At 72.6% G+C, this 16,383-nt stretch carries 18 protein-coding genes; 11 read left to right on the forward strand and 7 right to left on the reverse strand.

The features are described from left to right. The first annotated feature begins 2 nt into the window (after positions 1-2). A complete protein-coding gene (locus KZJ41_RS14125; RefSeq protein ID WP_168579622.1) occupies positions 3-1,229 on the forward strand; it encodes an RNA polymerase sigma factor in 1,227 nt (408 codons plus the stop codon). Here KZJ41_RS14125 and KZJ41_RS14130 read toward each other — a convergent pair. Beyond that, entirely contained in the window at positions 1,222-1,596 is a 375-nt protein-coding gene (locus KZJ41_RS14130) for a DUF1622 domain-containing protein (protein WP_006947006.1), read from the reverse strand. The two genes, KZJ41_RS14125 and KZJ41_RS14130, sit on opposite strands and share 8 nt — an antisense overlap. 162 nt (positions 1,597-1,758) lie before the next feature. On the opposite strand from KZJ41_RS14130, the gene KZJ41_RS14135 reads away from it, so the two are divergent. The 5 genes from KZJ41_RS14135 (at position 1,759) to thrS (ending at position 6,939) form a co-directional block, all read left to right on the forward strand. Continuing rightward, a complete protein-coding gene (locus KZJ41_RS14135; RefSeq protein ID WP_049904244.1) occupies positions 1,759-2,364 on the forward strand; it encodes a prepilin peptidase in 606 nt (201 codons plus the stop codon). A gap of 47 nt (positions 2,365-2,411) precedes the next feature. Then, positions 2,412-3,599 carry a chorismate synthase gene (aroC, locus tag KZJ41_RS14140; RefSeq protein WP_006947004.1) on the forward strand — a complete coding sequence of 396 codons (1,188 nt, stop codon included), beginning with the start codon at positions 2,412-2,414 and terminating at the stop codon, positions 3,597-3,599. A 4-nt stretch (positions 3,600-3,603) separates the two neighbouring features. Then, complete coding sequence (locus KZJ41_RS14145; protein WP_006947003.1) at positions 3,604-4,188, forward strand: shikimate kinase; 585 nt, start codon at positions 3,604-3,606, stop codon at positions 4,186-4,188. Beyond that, positions 4,185-5,294, forward strand: coding sequence for a 3-dehydroquinate synthase (gene aroB, locus KZJ41_RS14150; RefSeq protein WP_006947002.1), 1,110 nt, complete (start codon positions 4,185-4,187; stop codon positions 5,292-5,294). Before KZJ41_RS14145 ends, aroB begins: the two co-directional genes overlap by 4 nt. A 415-nt stretch (positions 5,295-5,709) precedes the next feature. After that, complete coding sequence (gene thrS / locus KZJ41_RS14155) at positions 5,710-6,939, forward strand: threonine--tRNA ligase (RefSeq protein WP_255326728.1); 1,230 nt, start codon at positions 5,710-5,712, stop codon at positions 6,937-6,939. A gap of 45 nt (positions 6,940-6,984) precedes the next feature. On the opposite strand, the gene KZJ41_RS14160 is transcribed toward thrS, so the two are convergent. From KZJ41_RS14160 to KZJ41_RS14185, 6 genes are all read right to left on the reverse strand, one after another. Further along, entirely contained in the window at positions 6,985-8,946 is a 1,962-nt protein-coding gene (locus KZJ41_RS14160; protein ID WP_251550930.1) for a cation-translocating P-type ATPase, read from the reverse strand. Further along, complete coding sequence (locus tag KZJ41_RS14165) at positions 8,943-9,323, reverse strand: helix-turn-helix transcriptional regulator (RefSeq protein ID WP_043801063.1); 381 nt, start codon at positions 9,321-9,323, stop codon at positions 8,943-8,945. The genes KZJ41_RS14160 and KZJ41_RS14165 overlap by 4 nt, the downstream gene beginning before the upstream one ends. Positions 9,324-9,362: 39 nt before the next feature. Beyond that, a complete protein-coding gene (locus KZJ41_RS14170) occupies positions 9,363-9,923 on the reverse strand; it encodes a hypothetical protein (RefSeq protein ID WP_029543588.1) in 561 nt (186 codons plus the stop codon). Positions 9,924-10,087: 164 nt separating this feature from the next. Next, entirely contained in the window at positions 10,088-10,231 is a 144-nt protein-coding gene (locus KZJ41_RS14175) for a hypothetical protein (protein WP_006937614.1), read from the reverse strand. A 166-nt stretch (positions 10,232-10,397) separates the two neighbouring features. Continuing rightward, positions 10,398-11,618 (reverse strand): patatin-like phospholipase family protein, encoded by a 1,221-nt coding sequence (locus KZJ41_RS14180; RefSeq protein ID WP_065922581.1) that lies wholly within the window; start codon positions 11,616-11,618, stop codon positions 10,398-10,400. A 72-nt stretch (positions 11,619-11,690) separates the two neighbouring features. Further along, complete coding sequence (locus KZJ41_RS14185) at positions 11,691-12,251, reverse strand: B-4DMT family transporter (RefSeq protein WP_029543592.1); 561 nt, start codon at positions 12,249-12,251, stop codon at positions 11,691-11,693. Positions 12,252-12,401: 150 nt separating this feature from the next. Here KZJ41_RS14185 and KZJ41_RS14190 point away from each other — a divergent pair, with 150 nt between their 5' ends. From KZJ41_RS14190 to KZJ41_RS14210, 5 genes are all read left to right on the forward strand, one after another. Further along, positions 12,402-13,496, forward strand: a complete 1,095-nt coding sequence (locus KZJ41_RS14190) for an aminopeptidase P family protein (protein ID WP_006937618.1) — start codon at positions 12,402-12,404, stop codon at positions 13,494-13,496. Positions 13,497-13,531: 35 nt separating this feature from the next. Beyond that, positions 13,532-14,095 carry an elongation factor P gene (gene efp, locus KZJ41_RS14195; RefSeq protein ID WP_006937620.1) on the forward strand — a complete coding sequence of 188 codons (564 nt, stop codon included), beginning with the start codon at positions 13,532-13,534 and terminating at the stop codon, positions 14,093-14,095. Next, positions 14,096-14,605, forward strand: coding sequence for a transcription antitermination factor NusB (gene nusB, locus KZJ41_RS14200; RefSeq protein ID WP_006937621.1), 510 nt, complete (start codon positions 14,096-14,098; stop codon positions 14,603-14,605). It abuts the gene before it with no gap. 191 nt (positions 14,606-14,796) lie between these two features. Then, positions 14,797-15,396 (forward strand): bifunctional pyr operon transcriptional regulator/uracil phosphoribosyltransferase PyrR, encoded by a 600-nt coding sequence (gene pyrR, locus KZJ41_RS14205; RefSeq protein ID WP_006937623.1) that lies wholly within the window; start codon positions 14,797-14,799, stop codon positions 15,394-15,396. Beyond that, a complete protein-coding gene (locus tag KZJ41_RS14210; RefSeq protein ID WP_006937625.1) occupies positions 15,393-16,337 on the forward strand; it encodes an aspartate carbamoyltransferase catalytic subunit in 945 nt (314 codons plus the stop codon). The genes pyrR and KZJ41_RS14210 overlap by 4 nt, the downstream gene beginning before the upstream one ends. Positions 16,338-16,383: the final 46 nt, after the last annotated feature.

Below are 16,383 nucleotides of genomic sequence, written 5' to 3' on the forward strand. Positions count from 1 at the left end.
CCGTGCCCGAGGTGACGGACGCGGAGATCGCGCGCGTGTTCCGCGCCGAACACGGCCGTGCGGTCGCCGCGCTCGTCCGCGCCTTCGGGGACATCGACCTGGCCGAGGAATCCGTGCAGGACGCGTTCGCCGTCGCCGTCGCCCGGTGGCCGGTCGACGGGCTGCCGCCGAGCCCGGCCGGGTGGATCGTCACCACCGCCCGGCGCCGCGCGATCGACCGGATCCGCCGGGAGAAGGCCCGCGCCGGCAAGCACGCCGAGGCCGCCCGGCTGCACGAATCCGGGGACACCGCCGTCGACGGCGAGGAGACCGTCGTGCCCGACGACCGGCTGCGCCTGATCTTCACGTGTTGCCATCCCGCGCTGGCGCCCGCCGCCCGCGTCGCCCTCACGCTGCGGTTGCTCGGCGGCCTGACCACGGCCGAGATCGCCCGGGCCTTCCTCGTCCCGGAGACGACCATGGCGCAGCGGCTGGTGCGCGCCAAGGGCAAGATCCGCGACGCCCGCATCCCGTACCGCGTTCCGGACCCCGGTGAGCTACCCGCCCGCCTCGGCTCCGTGCTCGCCGTCGTCTATCTCGTCTTCACCGAGGGGCACACCGCGGCCGGTGGGGACCGGCTGGTCCGCGACGACCTGTGCACCGAGGCGATCCGGCTCGCCCGCCTGCTGGCCGAGCTCATGCCCGACGAACCCGAGGTACTGGGCCTGCTCGCGCTGCTGCTGCTCGCCGACGCGCGACGACCGGCCCGCACGAACGCCGCCGGGAATCTGGTGCCCCTCGCCGAGCAGGACCGCGGGCTGTGGGACCGCGACCGGATCGCCGAGGGACAGGCCCTCGTCCGGCGCTGCCTGCGGCTCGGGCGGCCCGGCCCGTACCAGATCCAGGCCGCGATAGCCGCCGTCCACGGCGACGCCGCCACGGTCGAGACGACCGACTGGCGGCAGGTCGTCGCGCTCTACGATCAGCTGCTCGTCGTCGCACCCACCCCGGTCGCCGCCCTGCACCGGGCAGTCGCGGTGGCCGAGGTCGACGGCCCCGCCGCGGGTCTCGCCCTCGTCGACGCCCTCGACCTGGACCGCTACCACCTGTTCCACGCGGTGCGCGCCGACCTGCTCCGCCGGCTCGGCCGCATCCCGGAGGCCACCGCGGCGTACGACGCGGCGCTCGCGCGGACCGCCAACGCCGCCGAGCGCGGCTTTCTGCAGCGCCGTCGCGCCGAGCTCAGCTGACCGGCGACTCCTCCGCCGGCGGCCCGGTCCTGCCGTTCTGCCACGGCCACCGGCCGGAGATCTCGAGCTGCAGGGACCAGCTCAAGAAGGTCCGGATGAGGACGATGACCGCCAGTACCCCCACCGAGGTGAAGGTGGGGGTGACGGCGACCGTCTTGATGATGTCCGCGGCCACCAGGAATTCGAGACCGAGCAGGATCGACCGCCCGAGATCGCGCCGATAGCGTTCGTAGATCGGTGCGGCGGCGGAGCGGCGCCAAGACCGCACGGCGACCCAGCTCGCCACCGCCGCACCGACGACGATCACCGCCACCCCGACCACGTCGACGGCGCCGCCGACGGTCTCGAGCACGCGGGACAGCTCCATGCGAACCTCCGGGGTGCGGACGGGACGATTCGGTCATGTTCGCAGGTCCGGCTCGATCCGTCCCGGCAACCGGTTGTCCACACCCGGACCGGTTATCCACAGATTCCGCCTGCGGGCGGCGAGATCGCCGTGCCGGCGCCGCGCGCGCGGCACGCTGCCGCCATGACCGTATTGCTGTTCGCCGTGCTCGGCGCCGCGGCCGGTGCCGGCGCGCACCGCCTCGTCGCCCGCCTCGCCGGGCGCCACCCACCGCGCGGGGTGTGTGAGGCCGCCGCCGCGGCCGGCGGCGCCGTGGCCGTGCTCGCCACCGCCACGGCACCGGGTGCGGCCGCCGTCGCGGCGCTGATCTGGTGGTGTGTGTGCCTGAGCGCGGCCGACCTGTCGGCGCGGCGGCTGCCGAACGTCCTGACGGTGCCGGGCGCCGCCGTCGTCCTCGCGGTCGCCGCAGGAGCGGGACACGCGGCCCCCGCGCTCGCCGGGGCGGTCCTGCTGGCCGGGCCGTACCTGCTCGCTCACCTGGCCGCCCCGCGGAGTCTCGGCGCGGGCGATGTGAAGCTCGCCGCCGGGCTGGGGGCGGCCGCGGGCGCGAACGGCGCGGCCGCGTGGACGACGGCGGCCCTGCTGCCACCGCTGCTCACCGCCGCGGCGGGCGCCGTCGTCGTCGGCGCGGGTTGGGTACGGGCACATCGCCGCCCGCGCGGTGTGGTGCTGCCGCACGGGCCGTCGATGTGCGCGGCGGCCGTCGCCGCGGTCCTGGCGGCGGGTTGACCGGGGCGGCGTCCTGCCGGTGGCGGTGCACGTGGAAGGATGGGATTGTGCTGCGCTGGATAACTGCTGGAGAGTCCCATGGTCCCGCCCTCGTCGCGATGCTCGAGGGGATGGTCGCCGGTGTCGAGGTGACGTCGAGCGACATCTCGGAGCAGCTGGCGCGGCGCCGCCTCGGCTACGGCCGCGGCGCGCGCATGAAATTCGAGGCCGACAAGGTCACCATCCTCGGCGGCGTCCGGCACGGCCACACCCTCGGCGGCCCGGTGGCCATCGAGATCGGCAACACCGAGTGGCCCAAGTGGGAGACCATCATGTCCGCCGACCCGGTGGACGCCGAACTGCTCGCCGGGCAGGCCCGCAACGCGCCGCTGACCCGTCCGCGACCCGGCCACGCCGACTACTCCGGCATGCTCAAGTACGGCTTCGACGACGCCCGGCCCGTCCTCGAGCGCGCCAGCGCCCGGGAGACTGCGGCCCGCGTCGCCGCCGGCACCGTGGCCCGCAACTTCCTGCGCCAGGTGTTCGGCGCCGAGGTCGTCTCGCATGTGATCTCCATCGGCGCGTCCGAACCCTACGTGGGGGTAGAGCCGACCGGCGCCGACCTCGCCGCCATCGACGCCAGCCCGGTGCGGGCCTTCGACAAGTCGGCCGAGGAGTCGATGATCGCCGAGATCGAGGCCGCCAAGCGCGACGGTGACACCCTCGGCGGTGTCGTCGAGGTCGTGGTGCACGGCTTGCCCGTCGGTCTCGGCTCGTTCATCAGCGGTGCCGACCGGCTCGACGCCCGGCTCGCCGCGGCCCTCATGGGCATCCAGGCCATCAAGGGCGTCGAGGTCGGCGACGGCTTCGAGACCGCCCGCCGCCGCGGCAGCGTCGCCCACGACGAGATGCGGCCCGGCCCCGACGGCGTGCTCCGCTCGACCAACCGGGCCGGCGGCCTCGAGGGCGGCATGACCAACGGCGAGGCGCTGCGGGTGCGGGCCGCGATGAAGCCCATCTCCACGGTGCCGCGCGCCCTCGCCACCGTCGACATGTCGTCCGGCGAGGAGGCCGTCGCGATCCACCAGCGCTCCGACGTGTGCGCCGTGCCCGCGGCCGGCGTCGTGGCCGAGGCGATGGTGGCGCTCGTCGTGGCGCAGGCCGCGCTCGAGAAGTTCGGGGGCGACTCGATCGACGAGACCCGCACCAACGTCCGCAACTACCTCGAGGCCGTCGCGGCCCGGGTGCCACGGTGACGACATGACGCCACGCGCAGTTCTGATCGGGCCGCCCGGGGCCGGCAAGTCGACCATCGGCCGCCGGCTCGCCCAAGCCCTCGACCTGCCGTTGCTCGATACCGACGCCGAGATCGAGCGCACCACCGGGCGCACGATCCCGGACATCTTCGGCACCGACGGCGAACCGGCGTTCCGGCGGATCGAGGAAGAGGTGGTGGCCGACGCGCTCGCCCGTCACGACGGGATCGTCTCGCTCGGCGGCGGCGCGATCCTGTCCGAGCGCACCCGCGCCCTGCTCGAGGGGAGGACGGTGATCTACCTCGAGATCAGCGTCGCCGAGGGCCTGCGCCGCACCGGGACCAACACCACGCGGCCGCTGCTCGCCGGGGCGGATCCCGCGGCGAAGTACCGGGAGCTGATGCGCCGGCGCCGCCCGCTGTACCGGCAGGCGGCCACCATCCGGGTGCGCACCGACGGGCGCAGCCCCGGCCGCGTGGTGCAGCAGGTCCTTGCCAAACTGGAGGCGCAGACGGATCTGGCCGCCACCGGTGCCCACCCGTCCGCTGCCAGCGGGACCAGTACAGAGAATCGGAGCAATCAACCGTGACCGAACCGGTACGCGTCGACGTCCAGACGGCCCAGCCCTACCCGGTGATCATCGGCCGAGGCCTGCTCGGTGAGCTCGTCGACGAACTCACCGGCACCCGCACCGTCGCGATCCTGCACCAGCCGCCGCTCGCGGAGACCGCCGAGGCGGTGCGCACCGCGTTGGCGGAGAAGGGGATCGACGCCCACCGGGTCGAGATCCCCGACGCCGAAGACGGCAAGGACCTCGCCGTCGCGGGATTCTGCTGGGAGGTGCTCGGGCGCATCGGGTTGACCCGCAGCGACGCGATCGTCAGCCTCGGCGGGGGAGCGGCCACCGACCTGGCCGGGTTCGTCGCCGCGACGTGGATGCGCGGGGTGCGGATCGTGCACGTGCCCACCACGCTGCTCGCGATGGTCGATGCCGCGGTCGGCGGCAAGACCGGCATCAACACCGACGCCGGCAAGAACCTCGTCGGCGCCTTCCACGAGCCGTCCGCGGTGCTCGTCGATCTCGCGACCCTCGAGACGGTGCCGCGCAACGAGATCGTCGCCGGCCTCGCCGAGGTCGTCAAGACCGGCTTCATCGCCGACCCGAAGATCCTCGAGCTGATCGAGGCCGACCCGGAGGCCGCGCTCGACCCGGCGGGAACGGTGCTGCCCGAACTGATCCGACGCTCGATCGAGGTCAAGGCGAAGGTCGTCGCCGCGGACCTCAAGGAGTCGAGCCTGCGCGAGATCCTCAACTACGGGCACACCCTCGGGCACGCCATCGAACGGCGCGAACGCTACCGGTGGCGTCACGGCGCCGCTGTCGCCGTCGGCCTGGTCTTTGCCGCCGAGCTGGGCCGCCTCGCGGGGCGCCTGGACGACGCCACCGCCGACCGGCACCGCAGCATCCTCGAGCTCGTCGGGCTGCCCACGACCTACGACGCCGACGCCTTCCCGCAGCTGCTCGAGGGCATGCAGTCCGACAAGAAGAACCGCGCGGGCATGCTCCGGTTCGTCGTCCTCGACGGCCTCGCCAAGCCCGGCAGGCTCGAGGGACCGGATCCGTCGCTGCTCGCGGCGGCGTACTCGGCCGTCGCGCGGGAGGGGACCGCCGACCCGGGCACCGTGCTCCTGTGATCCGCTGAGCCCCCTCGACGGGCCGGCGCACCGAAGGGTGCGCCGGCCCGTTCCATTTTTCCGGGATCCCTCGGCTTACTCGGCCAGAGGTAATTCGAACCGGACGGAATCAAAGAATTTTCCGAATCGAAGGTCGCGGCCCCACCGGACGGCCGACCGCAGCCACGGAAATGAAAGACTTTTCGCCGCAACGTGTTCGGATTCGCCCTCGGCTCTTCGTTGATTTCCGGGTGGTACCGGCCGTACGATTCCCGTCATGATGAACGCTCAGCAGGTCACGACGACGCCGGATGCCTTCCGGCGCCGCGTCGCTCACTGCTGACCCACCACGCGAGCCCCGGGAGTCGACGTCCCGGGGCTTTCGTCGTGTTCGGGCACGTCGCTTCCTCTCGCCGACACGAGAGTCGAGGAACGGATCATGAACGGTGCAGATCACCGAGTGCTCGGTCGCGAACTCGAAATGTTCGCCACCGCACCGATAGTGGGTGCGGGCCTTCCGCTGTGGCTGCCGGACGGTGCGGTGATCCGTGCCGAACTCGAGGCCTTCGCCGCCGAGGTGGCGGCCGAAACCGGCTGTCGCCGCGTCTACACCCCGGTGCTCGCCAAGAAGGAATTGTTCGTCCGGTCCGGCCACTGGTCCAAATTCGCCGACGACATGTTCCCCGAGATGCGGGTCGGAGGCGAGAGTTTCGTTCTCCGGCCCGCCAATTGCCCCCACCACGCCCAGATCTTCGCCTCGCGGGGCCGCAGCTACCGCGACCTGCCGATCCGCCTGTCGGAGCTGGGATCGATGTTCCGCAGCGAACTGTCCGGCGTGCTCGCCGGCCTGAGCCGGGTCCGGCAGATCAGTCTCGACGACGCGCACGTGTTCTGCGCGCCCGAACAGGTCGGCGCGGAGGTGGAACTCGCGCTGAGTGCGATCGAGCGCTGCTACGGGGTCCTCGGGCTCGACGACCGGCGTTACCGCCTGTCCCTGGGTGACGCCGGCGGGCGGTATCTCGGCACCGGCGAGCAGTGGGCGCACGCCCAGGATCAACTGCGCGGAGCGCTCGAACGGCGCGGGCTGGACTTCTTCGAGGCCGAAGGGGAGGCCGCGTTCTACGGTCCGAAGATCGACATCCAGGTCGCCGGCGCGCACGGGCGCGAGGAGACCGTGTCCACCGTCCAGCTCGACTTCACTCAGCCCGAGCGCTTCGGCCTCGAATACACCGGCGAGGACGGGCGCAGGCATCGGCCCGCGATGATCCACCGGGGTGTGCTCGGGTCGATGGAGCGGCTGATCGCGATGCTCGTCGAACGCTTCGAAGGGCGCATGCCGCCCTGGCTGTCGCCCCGCCAGGTGGCGGTCCTGCCCGTCGGGGACGGCCACGGCGACGGGGCCGGCAGGCTGCGGGACAGGTTGGTGGCCGAGGGGATTCGCGTCGACGTGCTCGCCGGGGGTTCGTTGGGCAGCCGTATCCGGGCCGCGCGCCTGCACCGCGACCCGTACATCGCGATCGTCGGCGACGAGGAACTCGCGGACGAGACCGTCAGCGCACTGGTGCCGCAGTCGGGGCAGCGGGCGTGCCTCGGGCGCGAGCAGTTCGTGCAACGGGTGCGGGCCGACGTCCGGGGCCGGGTCCTGCGTCCGTCCGCGCTGCCGTGAACGCCCCCTCGTGGACGCCGGCCGAGGGGGAGCCGGCGTCTCGGGTCATGACCGGGTTCCGGCGATCGGCTCGGCCGCCGTCGGCGCTGGTCGTGCCGTCGCAGTCGGGCTCCGAGCGCGCCCGGCCCGGACTCCGTTGGCGATCACGACGATCTCGGCGACCTCGTGGACGAGGACGACCGCGGCCAGGCCGAGGACTCCGAACAGGGCGAGTGGCATCAGAACGGTGATGATCGCCAGGGACAGTCCGACGTTCTGCAGCATGATCGTCCGCGACCGTCGAGCGTGGCGGAGCGCTCGGGGCAGGTGCCGCAGGTCCTCGCCCATCAGGGCGACGTCGGCGGTGTCGATGGCGACGTCGGAGCCCATCGCACCCATCGCGATGCCGAGGTCGGCGGCCGCGAGCGCAGGGGCGTCGTTGACCCCGTCGCCGACCATCGCGGTCGGCCGTGTGGCGCGCAGGGTCTCGACGAGACGGGCCTTGTCCTCGGGGCGCAGGTCGGCGTGCACCTCGTCGACACCGGCGTCGGCGGCCAGGGCTCGGGCGGTGCGGTCGTGGTCGCCGGTGAGCATCGCGACGGTGTAGCCGTCACGGCGCAGCCCGGCGACCACCTCGCGCGCTTCCGCGCGGAGCTCGTCGCGGACGGCGACCGCCCCGATCGCGGCGCCTTCGCGTTCGACGAGGACCGCGGTGGCCCCGGCATGCTGCATCCGCTCGATGTCCGCGGCGAGCGGACCGGCGTCGATCCAGCCGGGCCGGCCCAGCCGGACAGGAGCGCCGGCGATGCGGCCGGTCAGGCCGGCACCGGGGACCGCGTCCACCTGTTCGGCCGGCACGTAGTCGTCGACGGCGGCGAGAATCGCCGGGGCGAGGGGGTGTTCGCTGCGGGCCTCCAGAGCGGCGGCCACGGCGAGAACGTCGTGGGGGGTCGTTCCCTCCGCGGTGGCGACGTCGAGCACGGCGGGCCGGTTCCGGGTGAGGGTGCCGGTCTTGTCCAACGCGATGCCGCGGATGCGGCCGAGAGCCTCGAGGGCGGCGCCGCCCTTGACCAGGACGCCGAACCTGGATGCGGCGCCGACCGCGGCGACGACCGTAACCGGGATCGCGATCGCCAGCGCGCACGGCGACGCGGCGACCAGCACCACCAGGGCGCGTTCGATCCACACGCGCGGATCCCCGGCCAGGCTGCCGACGACGGCGATGGCCGCGGCCGCGACCATCACGGCCGGGACGAGTGGGGTGGCGATCCTGTCGGCCAGGCGTTGCGCGTCGCCCTTGCGGGACTGCTCGGCCTCGACGATCCGCACGATCCTGGCCAGCGAGTTGTCCTGCGCGCCGGCGGCGACCTCGACCTCGAGGACACCGGTGCCGTTGATCGACCCGGCGAACACCTCGTCGCCCGGACCGGCCTCGACGGGCATCGATTCCCCGGTGACGGCGGAGGTATCCAGGGCGGTGCGCCCGGATCGGACGATCCCGTCGGTGGCGATCCGCTCCCCGGGTTTGACGATCATGACCTCGCCGAGCGCGAGGTCGGCAGGCGGAACGGTCTGCTCGCGACCGTCGCGCAGCACCGTGGCGGTGTCCGGGACCAGGGACAGCAGTGCGCGCAGGCCACGGCGGGTGCGGGTGACGGCGTACTCCTCGAGTCCCTCGCTGATCGCGAACAGGAACGCGAGCATCGCGGCCTCGCCGACCTCACCGAGCAGCACCGCGCCGAGGGCCGCGATCGTCATCAGGGTCCCGACGCCGATCCCGCCCCTGGCCAGGCGTTCGAGCGTGGCGGGGACGAAGGTGTAGCCGGCGACGATCAAGGCCACCGCCTCGAGTCCCACACCGAGAGCGTCGGGTCCGCCGCCGACACGGACGATCAGGGCCGCCACCAGCAGGACCCCCGCGGCGGCGGCCGCCCGGATCTCCGTGATCTGCCACAACTTCTCGGGCGCGTCCTCGTCCTCGCCGGGGAGGCGGGGTTCGGCGTGGCCGCAACCGCAGGCGTCGCTCACGACGCGCTCCCGGTGCCGGTGCCGTAGTTCGGGCACAACGCGACCGCGTTCCCGGTCGCGGCCAGCAACGTCTCGGCCGAGGCGAGCAGATCCATCAACTCGGGTCGGGTCAGCGAGTAGAACACCTGCCGGCCCTGGGGGCGGCCCTCGACGAGGTTGCAGTCCCGCAGGCACGCCATGTGCGCAGAGACCGTCGACTGCGCCAACCGCAGCTCACCGACGAGGTCCGCCACCCGCGCCTCACCCTCGGCGAGCCGTCGCACGATCGCCAATCGGGTGCCGTCCGAGAGGCTGTGGAACAGCGCCACCGCGGCGTCGAGGTCCGACACCGGCCCGGTCGACGTCCGGACCGCACCACCGTCGCGATTGATCGTCATACGGCGATGATAGCGGTTTCAGGCGATGTAACGCTGCGACTACTCGGCGCCGCGCACGACCTGCAGGCCGGGACGGCCGGCACGCGACGGCACGGGCGTTCCGCGGCGGCCCCGGTTGTCCCGGACGGGATGGGAGAGCCGGTGGGCGTGCAGGTAGGCGACGCCCACGCGGGAATACCAGGCGGCGGTCCAGGACGGGATGCCGCCCAGCATCGACAGCGCGAACCCGTGGTGGCGGTCGACGAAGTCGACGGTCACCGCGTACAGATCCACCCCCGGGCACTTCCTGGCCGCCGCCTCGATGTCGAGGTCGTCGGGCCACCAGCTCGCGGGCAGGACGGGGTCGGCCGCCTCGGGGGTGCCCGGGTGGCGGCGACCGAGCACTCGTCCGCGCACCACCTTGGCGGCGGCGCTGCACGAGCCCTTCGCGAGGCCCCACGTCGTGGACCACAGGCCGGCGGGGTGCGTCAGCGGCAGGATCGCCCCGAGCAGTCGTCCCAGCTGCGGTTCACCACCGGTCCGGGAGCACCAAGGCCCACCCTCGTCCGAGCCGTTCGGGGCCGTCTTCCCGTCGGGGCATACCGGAGCGCGCTCTCCCATGGTTCCCTACTCTAAATGTATTGGGCGCCAGTCGGATTGATTTTCGGTGATCGCATCGCGGCAGGGGGATCCGACCGGGCGGCTCCGCCTGCCCGGCATCCGGGTCGCGGACGGGGCGGTGCTGGGGCGGTCGCTGCGCGTGGGGACTCTGCCGAGGATCGGTCTCATCCGCCGTCGAGGCTCCGGTGGGCCAGTTCCTCGCGCGCGGCGGTCTCGACGCCGACCGGGAGGGCAGGGGTGCGGCCCAGTTCGAGGTCGGCCACGAACTCGGCGAGCAGGTCGGTCGGCCATCGATCGAAGTCGGCCATCGCAATCCCCCTCGGTGCGTCCGATCGGGCGAGCGGCTTTCCCTCGCCTGCTCCCGATTCTCGATCCCGATGCTTCACAATTACACCACCGGCACGTCGTGTGACACGACTCCTCGCATAATCGGTCCGTTCCGCCCGTCCCGTCCGATTCCGGCCCGGGCGCGGATCACGCCCGGATGCCCTCCACGGCCGGCGCGGAGCTCGGTTCGGCGCCGTGTTCCCGGCCCAGGTCGGCGATCGCGGAGGTGAACTCCGGGTCGAACAGCAGGAAGCTGAGCAGGTCTCCGCGATCCTCGTCATCGCCGCCGACCAGCCGCGCGACGACGGACGGCGCGGGGTTGCGCAGGAACCGGCGCACGGCGGGCCGGCGACGCACCACGTCCTCCGCGATCTCGGCGATCCGGCCGGCCTGGCCCGGTGGTGGGCCGGCGAAGTCGATCCCGATGGGACGGTCGGTCGGGGACACCGCGCGGGTCTGCGCGATCCGTGCGTTGCGGAATTCGAGCGTGTGCAGATCCTCGATCATCCGGTAGCCGAGCATCGCGCGCAGTGCCAGGGCCGCGACGCCGGCCACGTCGGGAGGCGCCGGCCGGTGCCTCCCGGTGCGCGCCGCGACCGGCGGGGGCCACACCCGCGGCTGCGTCGCCACGACGCCGACGTCGTTCGCGCCCAGCAGCAGCGCGGGTTTGATCGGGGTGTTGAGCAGCAGTCCGCCGTCGATGTACCAGCCGGAGCGCTGCGGGGCGCATCGGTCGGTGACGTGGATGGGCCGGAACAGGATCGGGACCGCCGAGGAGGCCAGCAGGTGGTCGACGGTCAGCGTCGTCTCGACGTAGCTGATGTTGCGGCGGATGTCGTACTCGGGCAGGCGCACCGAATCGTTCTTCTCCACGAACACCACCGTCCCGCCGGTGGCCACGGACGTCGTCGCGACGGCGACCGCGTCCACCAACCCGGCCCGGATGTTCTCGTGCAGCCGGGTCCACGGGACGAGGCGCTGCAGGGTTCCCCGGATCGGGGTCGTATCGAGCAGGCTGACGAGACGCGTGCGGGGAAAGCCGATCGCCTGGCCCAGGAAGGCCGCGCCGGTGCCGAGAAGGCTGTGCACCGACGAGTACACGTCGGACGAGCCCACCCCGGTCCACAGGTCCACGACCCGTTCCGCGGCCGTGGGCAGTCCCTCGTCGGCAAACGCGGCGAGCCCGAGCACGTTGATCGCGCCCGCGCTGGTCCCGACGAGGATCGCGGGCGCTGCGCCGTGCCGCGTCATCCGGGGAAGCAGGGAGGTGATCGCCCCGGCCTGATAGGCACCGCGCGCGCCCGCGCCCGCGACGACCAGCGCCGTCCGCCGGCGTCCGTGGGTACCGCGCGCCCCGCGTCCGGCCATGGGCGGAACGGTACCTGCCGGCCTCCGGCCACGGACCCGATTCCGCAACCGGCCCGGTCCGATCGGGAGACGCTAGGGGCGGCGGTCCGGATCGATCCGCTCGAACACCTCGGTCGGGGCGTCGTCGTCGCGCCACCCCGGATCCGGCGCCGCGGCCGCCCCGACCGGCGCCGGCCCGGCGTCGGGCTTCGCCTTCGGCGCGGACTTGCGCTGCTCCCGGCGCACCAGGAACCGCCCGAGCATCACCGCGGCCGTCGCGGGGACGTACACCAGCAGCACGGTGAACGCCGCACCCGAGGTCAGTTCGAAGAACAGCGACTTGACCCCGACCTGGATCGGGCTGACCGTGTCGATCAGCCAGGTGAGCAGGCCGGCGACGAGGCCGGTGACCGCCGCCGCCTTCAGCCACAGCATCGTCAGGTCCGCACCGTCCTCCGACTGCGGGTGCGCCCGCTGGTCGCGGATCCCGTCGAGCCCGGCCCACACGATCGCGGCGAGCACGACGACGGCCAGCGCGACCATCCGCAGCACCGAGCCTTGCAGCGGCCATTGCACCAGGGCGGCCCCCAGCAGGACCCGCACGAGCACGTGCACGAGGGTCAGGCCGAGCCCGCGAAGCAACCAGGGTTTCATGTACCTCAGAGTAACGTCTGGATCGGCGGAAGTGTGTTCCGCCCCACATGGTCTCCGCTCCTCATCGTCCTGCCCTTCGTCGTCCTGCCCTTCGTCGTCACCGCCCGGGCGGCGGCCGTTCCGGCCCCGCCCCGGGAGTACGTTGAGCCCATGCCCGCCGATCACGCCTCCCGCCGCGCCGCGCTGCGCCGGCTGCTCGCCGACCGGGACCTCGATGCGCTCCTGGTGACGGACCTGCTCAACATCCGCTACCTCACCGGCTTCACCGGTTCGAACGCCGCGCTGCTCGTCACCGCCGACGACGACGCCGACGAGTCCCGCACCGTCGTGTGCACCGACGGCCGCTACCTCACCCAGATCGCCGCGCAGGTGCCCGACCTGCGGGCCCGGATCGCCCGCGCCAGCGCCGATCACCTGGTCGGTTCCGCGGCCACGCCGGCCCGGTGGGGCTTCGAGAGCCACATCGTCACCGTCGAACAGCACGTGCGCTGGGCGGGGCTGGACAGCCCGCTCACCCTCACGCCCGCGCCCCGGCTGGTCGAGCAGTTGCGCATGGTCAAGGACGAACACGAGGTCGGGCTGCTGAAGGCGGCGTGCGCCGCCGCGGACCGGGCGCTGGCCGACCTCGTCGCCGCCGGCGGGCTGCGCCCGGGCCGCACCGAACGGCAGGTCGGCCGCGATCTCGAGGCCCGCATGCTCGACCACGGCGCCGACGGCATCTCCTTCGAGACGATCGTCGCGACCGGGGCGAACTCGGCTGTGCCGCACCACCGGCCCACCGACGCGGTGCTCGCCGCCGGGGACTTCGTCAAGCTCGACTTCGGCGCGCAGGTCGGGGGATACCACTCCGACATGACCCGCACCTACGTCCTCGCGCGGGCCGCCGACTGGCAGCGGGAGGTGTACGACCTCGTCGCGCGCGCCCAGGCGGCCGGGCGGGCGGCGCTCGTGCCGGGCGTCGACCTGGCCGCCGTGGACGCCGCGGCCCGCGGCGTCATCGCCGACGCCGGGCACGGTGATCTGTTCCTGCACGGACTCGGCCACGGGGTCGGTCTGGAGATCCACGAAGCACCCGGAATCGGCCAGGCGGCGACCGGTACACTTGCCTGCGGTGCGGCGGTGACCGTCGAACCGGGCGTGTACTTCTCCGGGCGCGGAGGCGTGCGGATCGAGGACACGCTCGTGGTGCGTGAGCAGGGACCGGAGCTGCTCACGCTCACCGACAAGACATTGACCGTCGTATAAGGGCGGTACCTCGACTCTAGGAGACGCGAAACCAAGTGGCCGATACCAGCGATTTCAAGAACGGGCTCGTGCTGAAGATCGATGGTCAGCTGTGGCAGATCATCGAGTTCCAGCACGTCAAGCCCGGCAAGGGGCCGGCGTTCGTCCGTACGAAGATCAAGAACGTGCTCTCCGGCAAGACCGTCGACAAGACCTGGAACGCCGGGGTGAAGGTCGAGACCGCCACCGTCGACCGCCGCGACATGACGTACCTGTACCACGACGGCACCGACTACGTGTTCATGGACGGCGAGACCTACGACCAGATCTCCATCAACGAGGAGACCCTGGGCGACGGCGCGAAGTTCCTGCTCGAGAACATGCAGGTGCAGGTGGCCACCCACGAGGGCACCCCGCTGTTCGTCGAACTGCCGGTCACCGTCGAACTCGAGGTCACCCACACCGATCCCGGCCTGCAGGGCGACCGCTCCACCGGGGGCACCAAGCCGGCGACCCTCGAGACCGGCGCCGAGATCCAGGTCCCGCTGTTCATCAACACCGGCGACAAGCTCAAGGTCGATTCGCGTGACGGCAGCTACCTCGGGCGAGTGAATTCCTGAGTGTCCGGTACGCAGAAGAAACTCGGAGCCCGGCACAAGGCGCGTAAGCGCGCCGTCGACCTGCTGTTCGAGGCCGAAGCCCGCGACATCGACCCGGTCGGTCTCGCGGCCGACCGCATCGCGCTCGCCGTAACCGACGACCAGGTCGCCCAGGTGCCGCCGTACACGCAGACCGTCGTGCGCGGCGTGGCGGAGCATCTCGACGAGCTCGACCAGGTGATCGCCGAGCACCTGCACGACTGGACGCTCGAGCGGCTGCCCGCCGTGGACCGGGCGATCCTGCGCATCTCGGTGTGGGAGCTGTTCCACGCCTCCGACGTGCCGCCGGTGGTGGCCGTCGACGAGGCCGTCGAACTGGCCAAGCAGCTGTCCACCGACGACTCGCCCGCCTTCGTCAACGGCATCCTCGGCCAGATCGTGGCGCTCGCCGACCAGGTCCGTGCCGCCGCGGCGGCCACCTCGTCGCGCGCCGCCGAGCCGGCCGAGCAGCGGGAGTCCGAGCGGCCCTGACATCGCAACGTGAGCGGGCCCGGCCGGGGACGGAAGTCGCCGGCCGGGCCCGCTCGTCGCTACCGGGACGGCGGCCTGTGGCACGCCTCACCCCGCACCCGTGTCTGGGGGTCACCGGCCGCTGCTAGGCTGATGCACCGTCAGGCATCCTTTAACGATCCGTCCAGCGAGGCGGAGAAGGAGGTCGCAGTATGGCCATGTCCGAAGACGGGTCGCCGGTATCCACGCCCGGTCCGGCCCGCGAATTGCTCTCCGCAGCCGACGTCGGCCGCACCGTCGCCCGCATCGCGCACCAGATCATCGAGAAGACCGCGCTCGACGCCCCCGAGGGCGAGGCCCCCCGCGTCGTCCTCGTCGGTATCCCCACCCGCGGCACCACCCTCGCGCACCGGCTCGCCGAACGCATCGCCGAGTTCTCCGGGGTGACCGTGCCCGTCGGCTCCCTCGACATCACCCTCTACCGCGACGACCTGCGCACCAAGCCGCACCGGCCGCTCGAGCGCACGTCGGTGCCCGAAGGCGGCGTCGAGGACGCCCTCGTCGTCCTCGTCGACGACGTCCTGTTCTCCGGCCGCTCGGTGCGCGCCGCGCTCGACGCCCTGCGCGACCTCGGCCGGCCCCGCGCCGTGCAGCTCGCCGTCCTGGTCGACCGCGGCCACCGCGAACTGCCGCTGCGCGCCGACTACGTCGGCAAGAATGTCCCCACCGCCCGCGCCGAGGACGTGCGGGTCCTGCTCACCGAGCAGGACGACCGCGACGCCGTGGTGATCTCCGGAGGCAAGATTTCGTGAAGCACCTGCTCTCCATCGCGGACCTGACCGAGGCGTCCGCGACCGAGCTTCTCGACGAGGCCGAACGGTTCGAGCAGGCGCTGCTCGGCCGTGAGGTGCGCAAGCTGCCGACCCTGCGGGGCCGCACCGTGATGACGGTGTTCTTCGAGAACTCCACCCGCACCCGGGTCTCGTTCGAGGTCGCCGGCAAGTGGATGAGCGCGGACGTGATCAACGTCAGCGCCTCGAGCTCGTCGGTCGCCAAGGGCGAATCGCTGCGCGACACCGCGCTGACCCTGCACGCCGCCGGCGCGGACGCGTTGATCGTGCGGCACCCCGCCTCGGGCGCCGCGCACCGCATCGCCGACTGGACCGGCGACGGCAACGGCGGCGGGCCGGCGGTGATCAACGCCGGCGACGGCACCCACGAACACCCCACGCAGGCCCTGCTCGACGCGCTGACCCTCCGGCAGCGGCTCGGGTCGATCGCCGGCCGGCGCATCGGGATCGTCGGCGACATCCTGCACAGCCGTGTCGCCCGCTCCAACGCGCTGCTGCTGTCCACGCTCGGCGCCGAAGTGGTGCTGGTCGCGCCCCGCACGCTGCTGCCGGTGGGCGTGGAGACCTGGCCGGTGACCGTGTCGCACTCGCTCGACGCCGAACTGCCCGGCCTCGACGCGGTGCTCATGCTGCGGGTGCAGGCCGAACGCATGAACGGCGGGTTCTTCCCGTCGGCGCGCGAGTACTCGATCGGATACGGGTTGTCGGAGAAGCGGCTGGCGATGCTCGGCGAGCACGCCGTGGTGCTGCACCCCGGTCCGATGCTGCGCGGCATGGAGATCGCCTCCGCGGTCGCCGACGCCCCGCAGACCGCGGTGCTGCAGCAGGTGAGCAACGGCGTGCACGTGCGCATGGCCGTGCTGTTCCGTCTGCTCGTCGGCACGGAGAGCGCGATCGCATGACCGGCTCGCACGCGGACCGCGCAGCCGCGCAGGATACGAAGAACAC

Source organism: Rhodococcus sp. 11-3 (genome assembly GCF_023704055.1).
Classification (GTDB): domain Bacteria; phylum Actinomycetota; class Actinomycetes; order Mycobacteriales; family Mycobacteriaceae; genus Rhodococcus; species Rhodococcus aetherivorans.

Bases quoted from the DNA above. Each gene is read 5' to 3' on its own strand.
- KZJ41_RS14165 (WP_043801063.1), bottom strand. From the start codon at position 9,323: ATGACGATCAATCGCGACGGTGGTGCGGTCCGGACGTCGACCGGGCCG.
- KZJ41_RS14135 (WP_049904244.1), top strand. From the start codon at position 1,759: ATGACCGTATTGCTGTTCGCCGTGCTCGGCGCCGCGGCCGGTGCCGGC.
- KZJ41_RS14175 (WP_006937614.1), bottom strand. From the start codon at position 10,231: ATGGCCGACTTCGATCGATGGCCGACCGACCTGCTCGCCGAGTTCGTG.
- KZJ41_RS14190 (WP_006937618.1), top strand. From the start codon at position 12,402: ATGCCCGCCGATCACGCCTCCCGCCGCGCCGCGCTGCGCCGGCTGCTC.
- KZJ41_RS14170 (WP_029543588.1), bottom strand. From the start codon at position 9,923: ATGGGAGAGCGCGCTCCGGTATGCCCCGACGGGAAGACGGCCCCGAAC.
- KZJ41_RS14185 (WP_029543592.1), bottom strand. From the start codon at position 12,251: ATGAAACCCTGGTTGCTTCGCGGGCTCGGCCTGACCCTCGTGCACGTG.
- KZJ41_RS14145 (WP_006947003.1), top strand. From the start codon at position 3,604: ATGACGCCACGCGCAGTTCTGATCGGGCCGCCCGGGGCCGGCAAGTCG.
- KZJ41_RS14130 (WP_006947006.1), bottom strand. From the start codon at position 1,596: ATGGAGCTGTCCCGCGTGCTCGAGACCGTCGGCGGCGCCGTCGACGTG.
- pyrR (WP_006937623.1), top strand. From the start codon at position 14,797: ATGGCCATGTCCGAAGACGGGTCGCCGGTATCCACGCCCGGTCCGGCC.
- KZJ41_RS14180 (WP_065922581.1), bottom strand. From the start codon at position 11,618: ATGGCCGGACGCGGGGCGCGCGGTACCCACGGACGCCGGCGGACGGCG.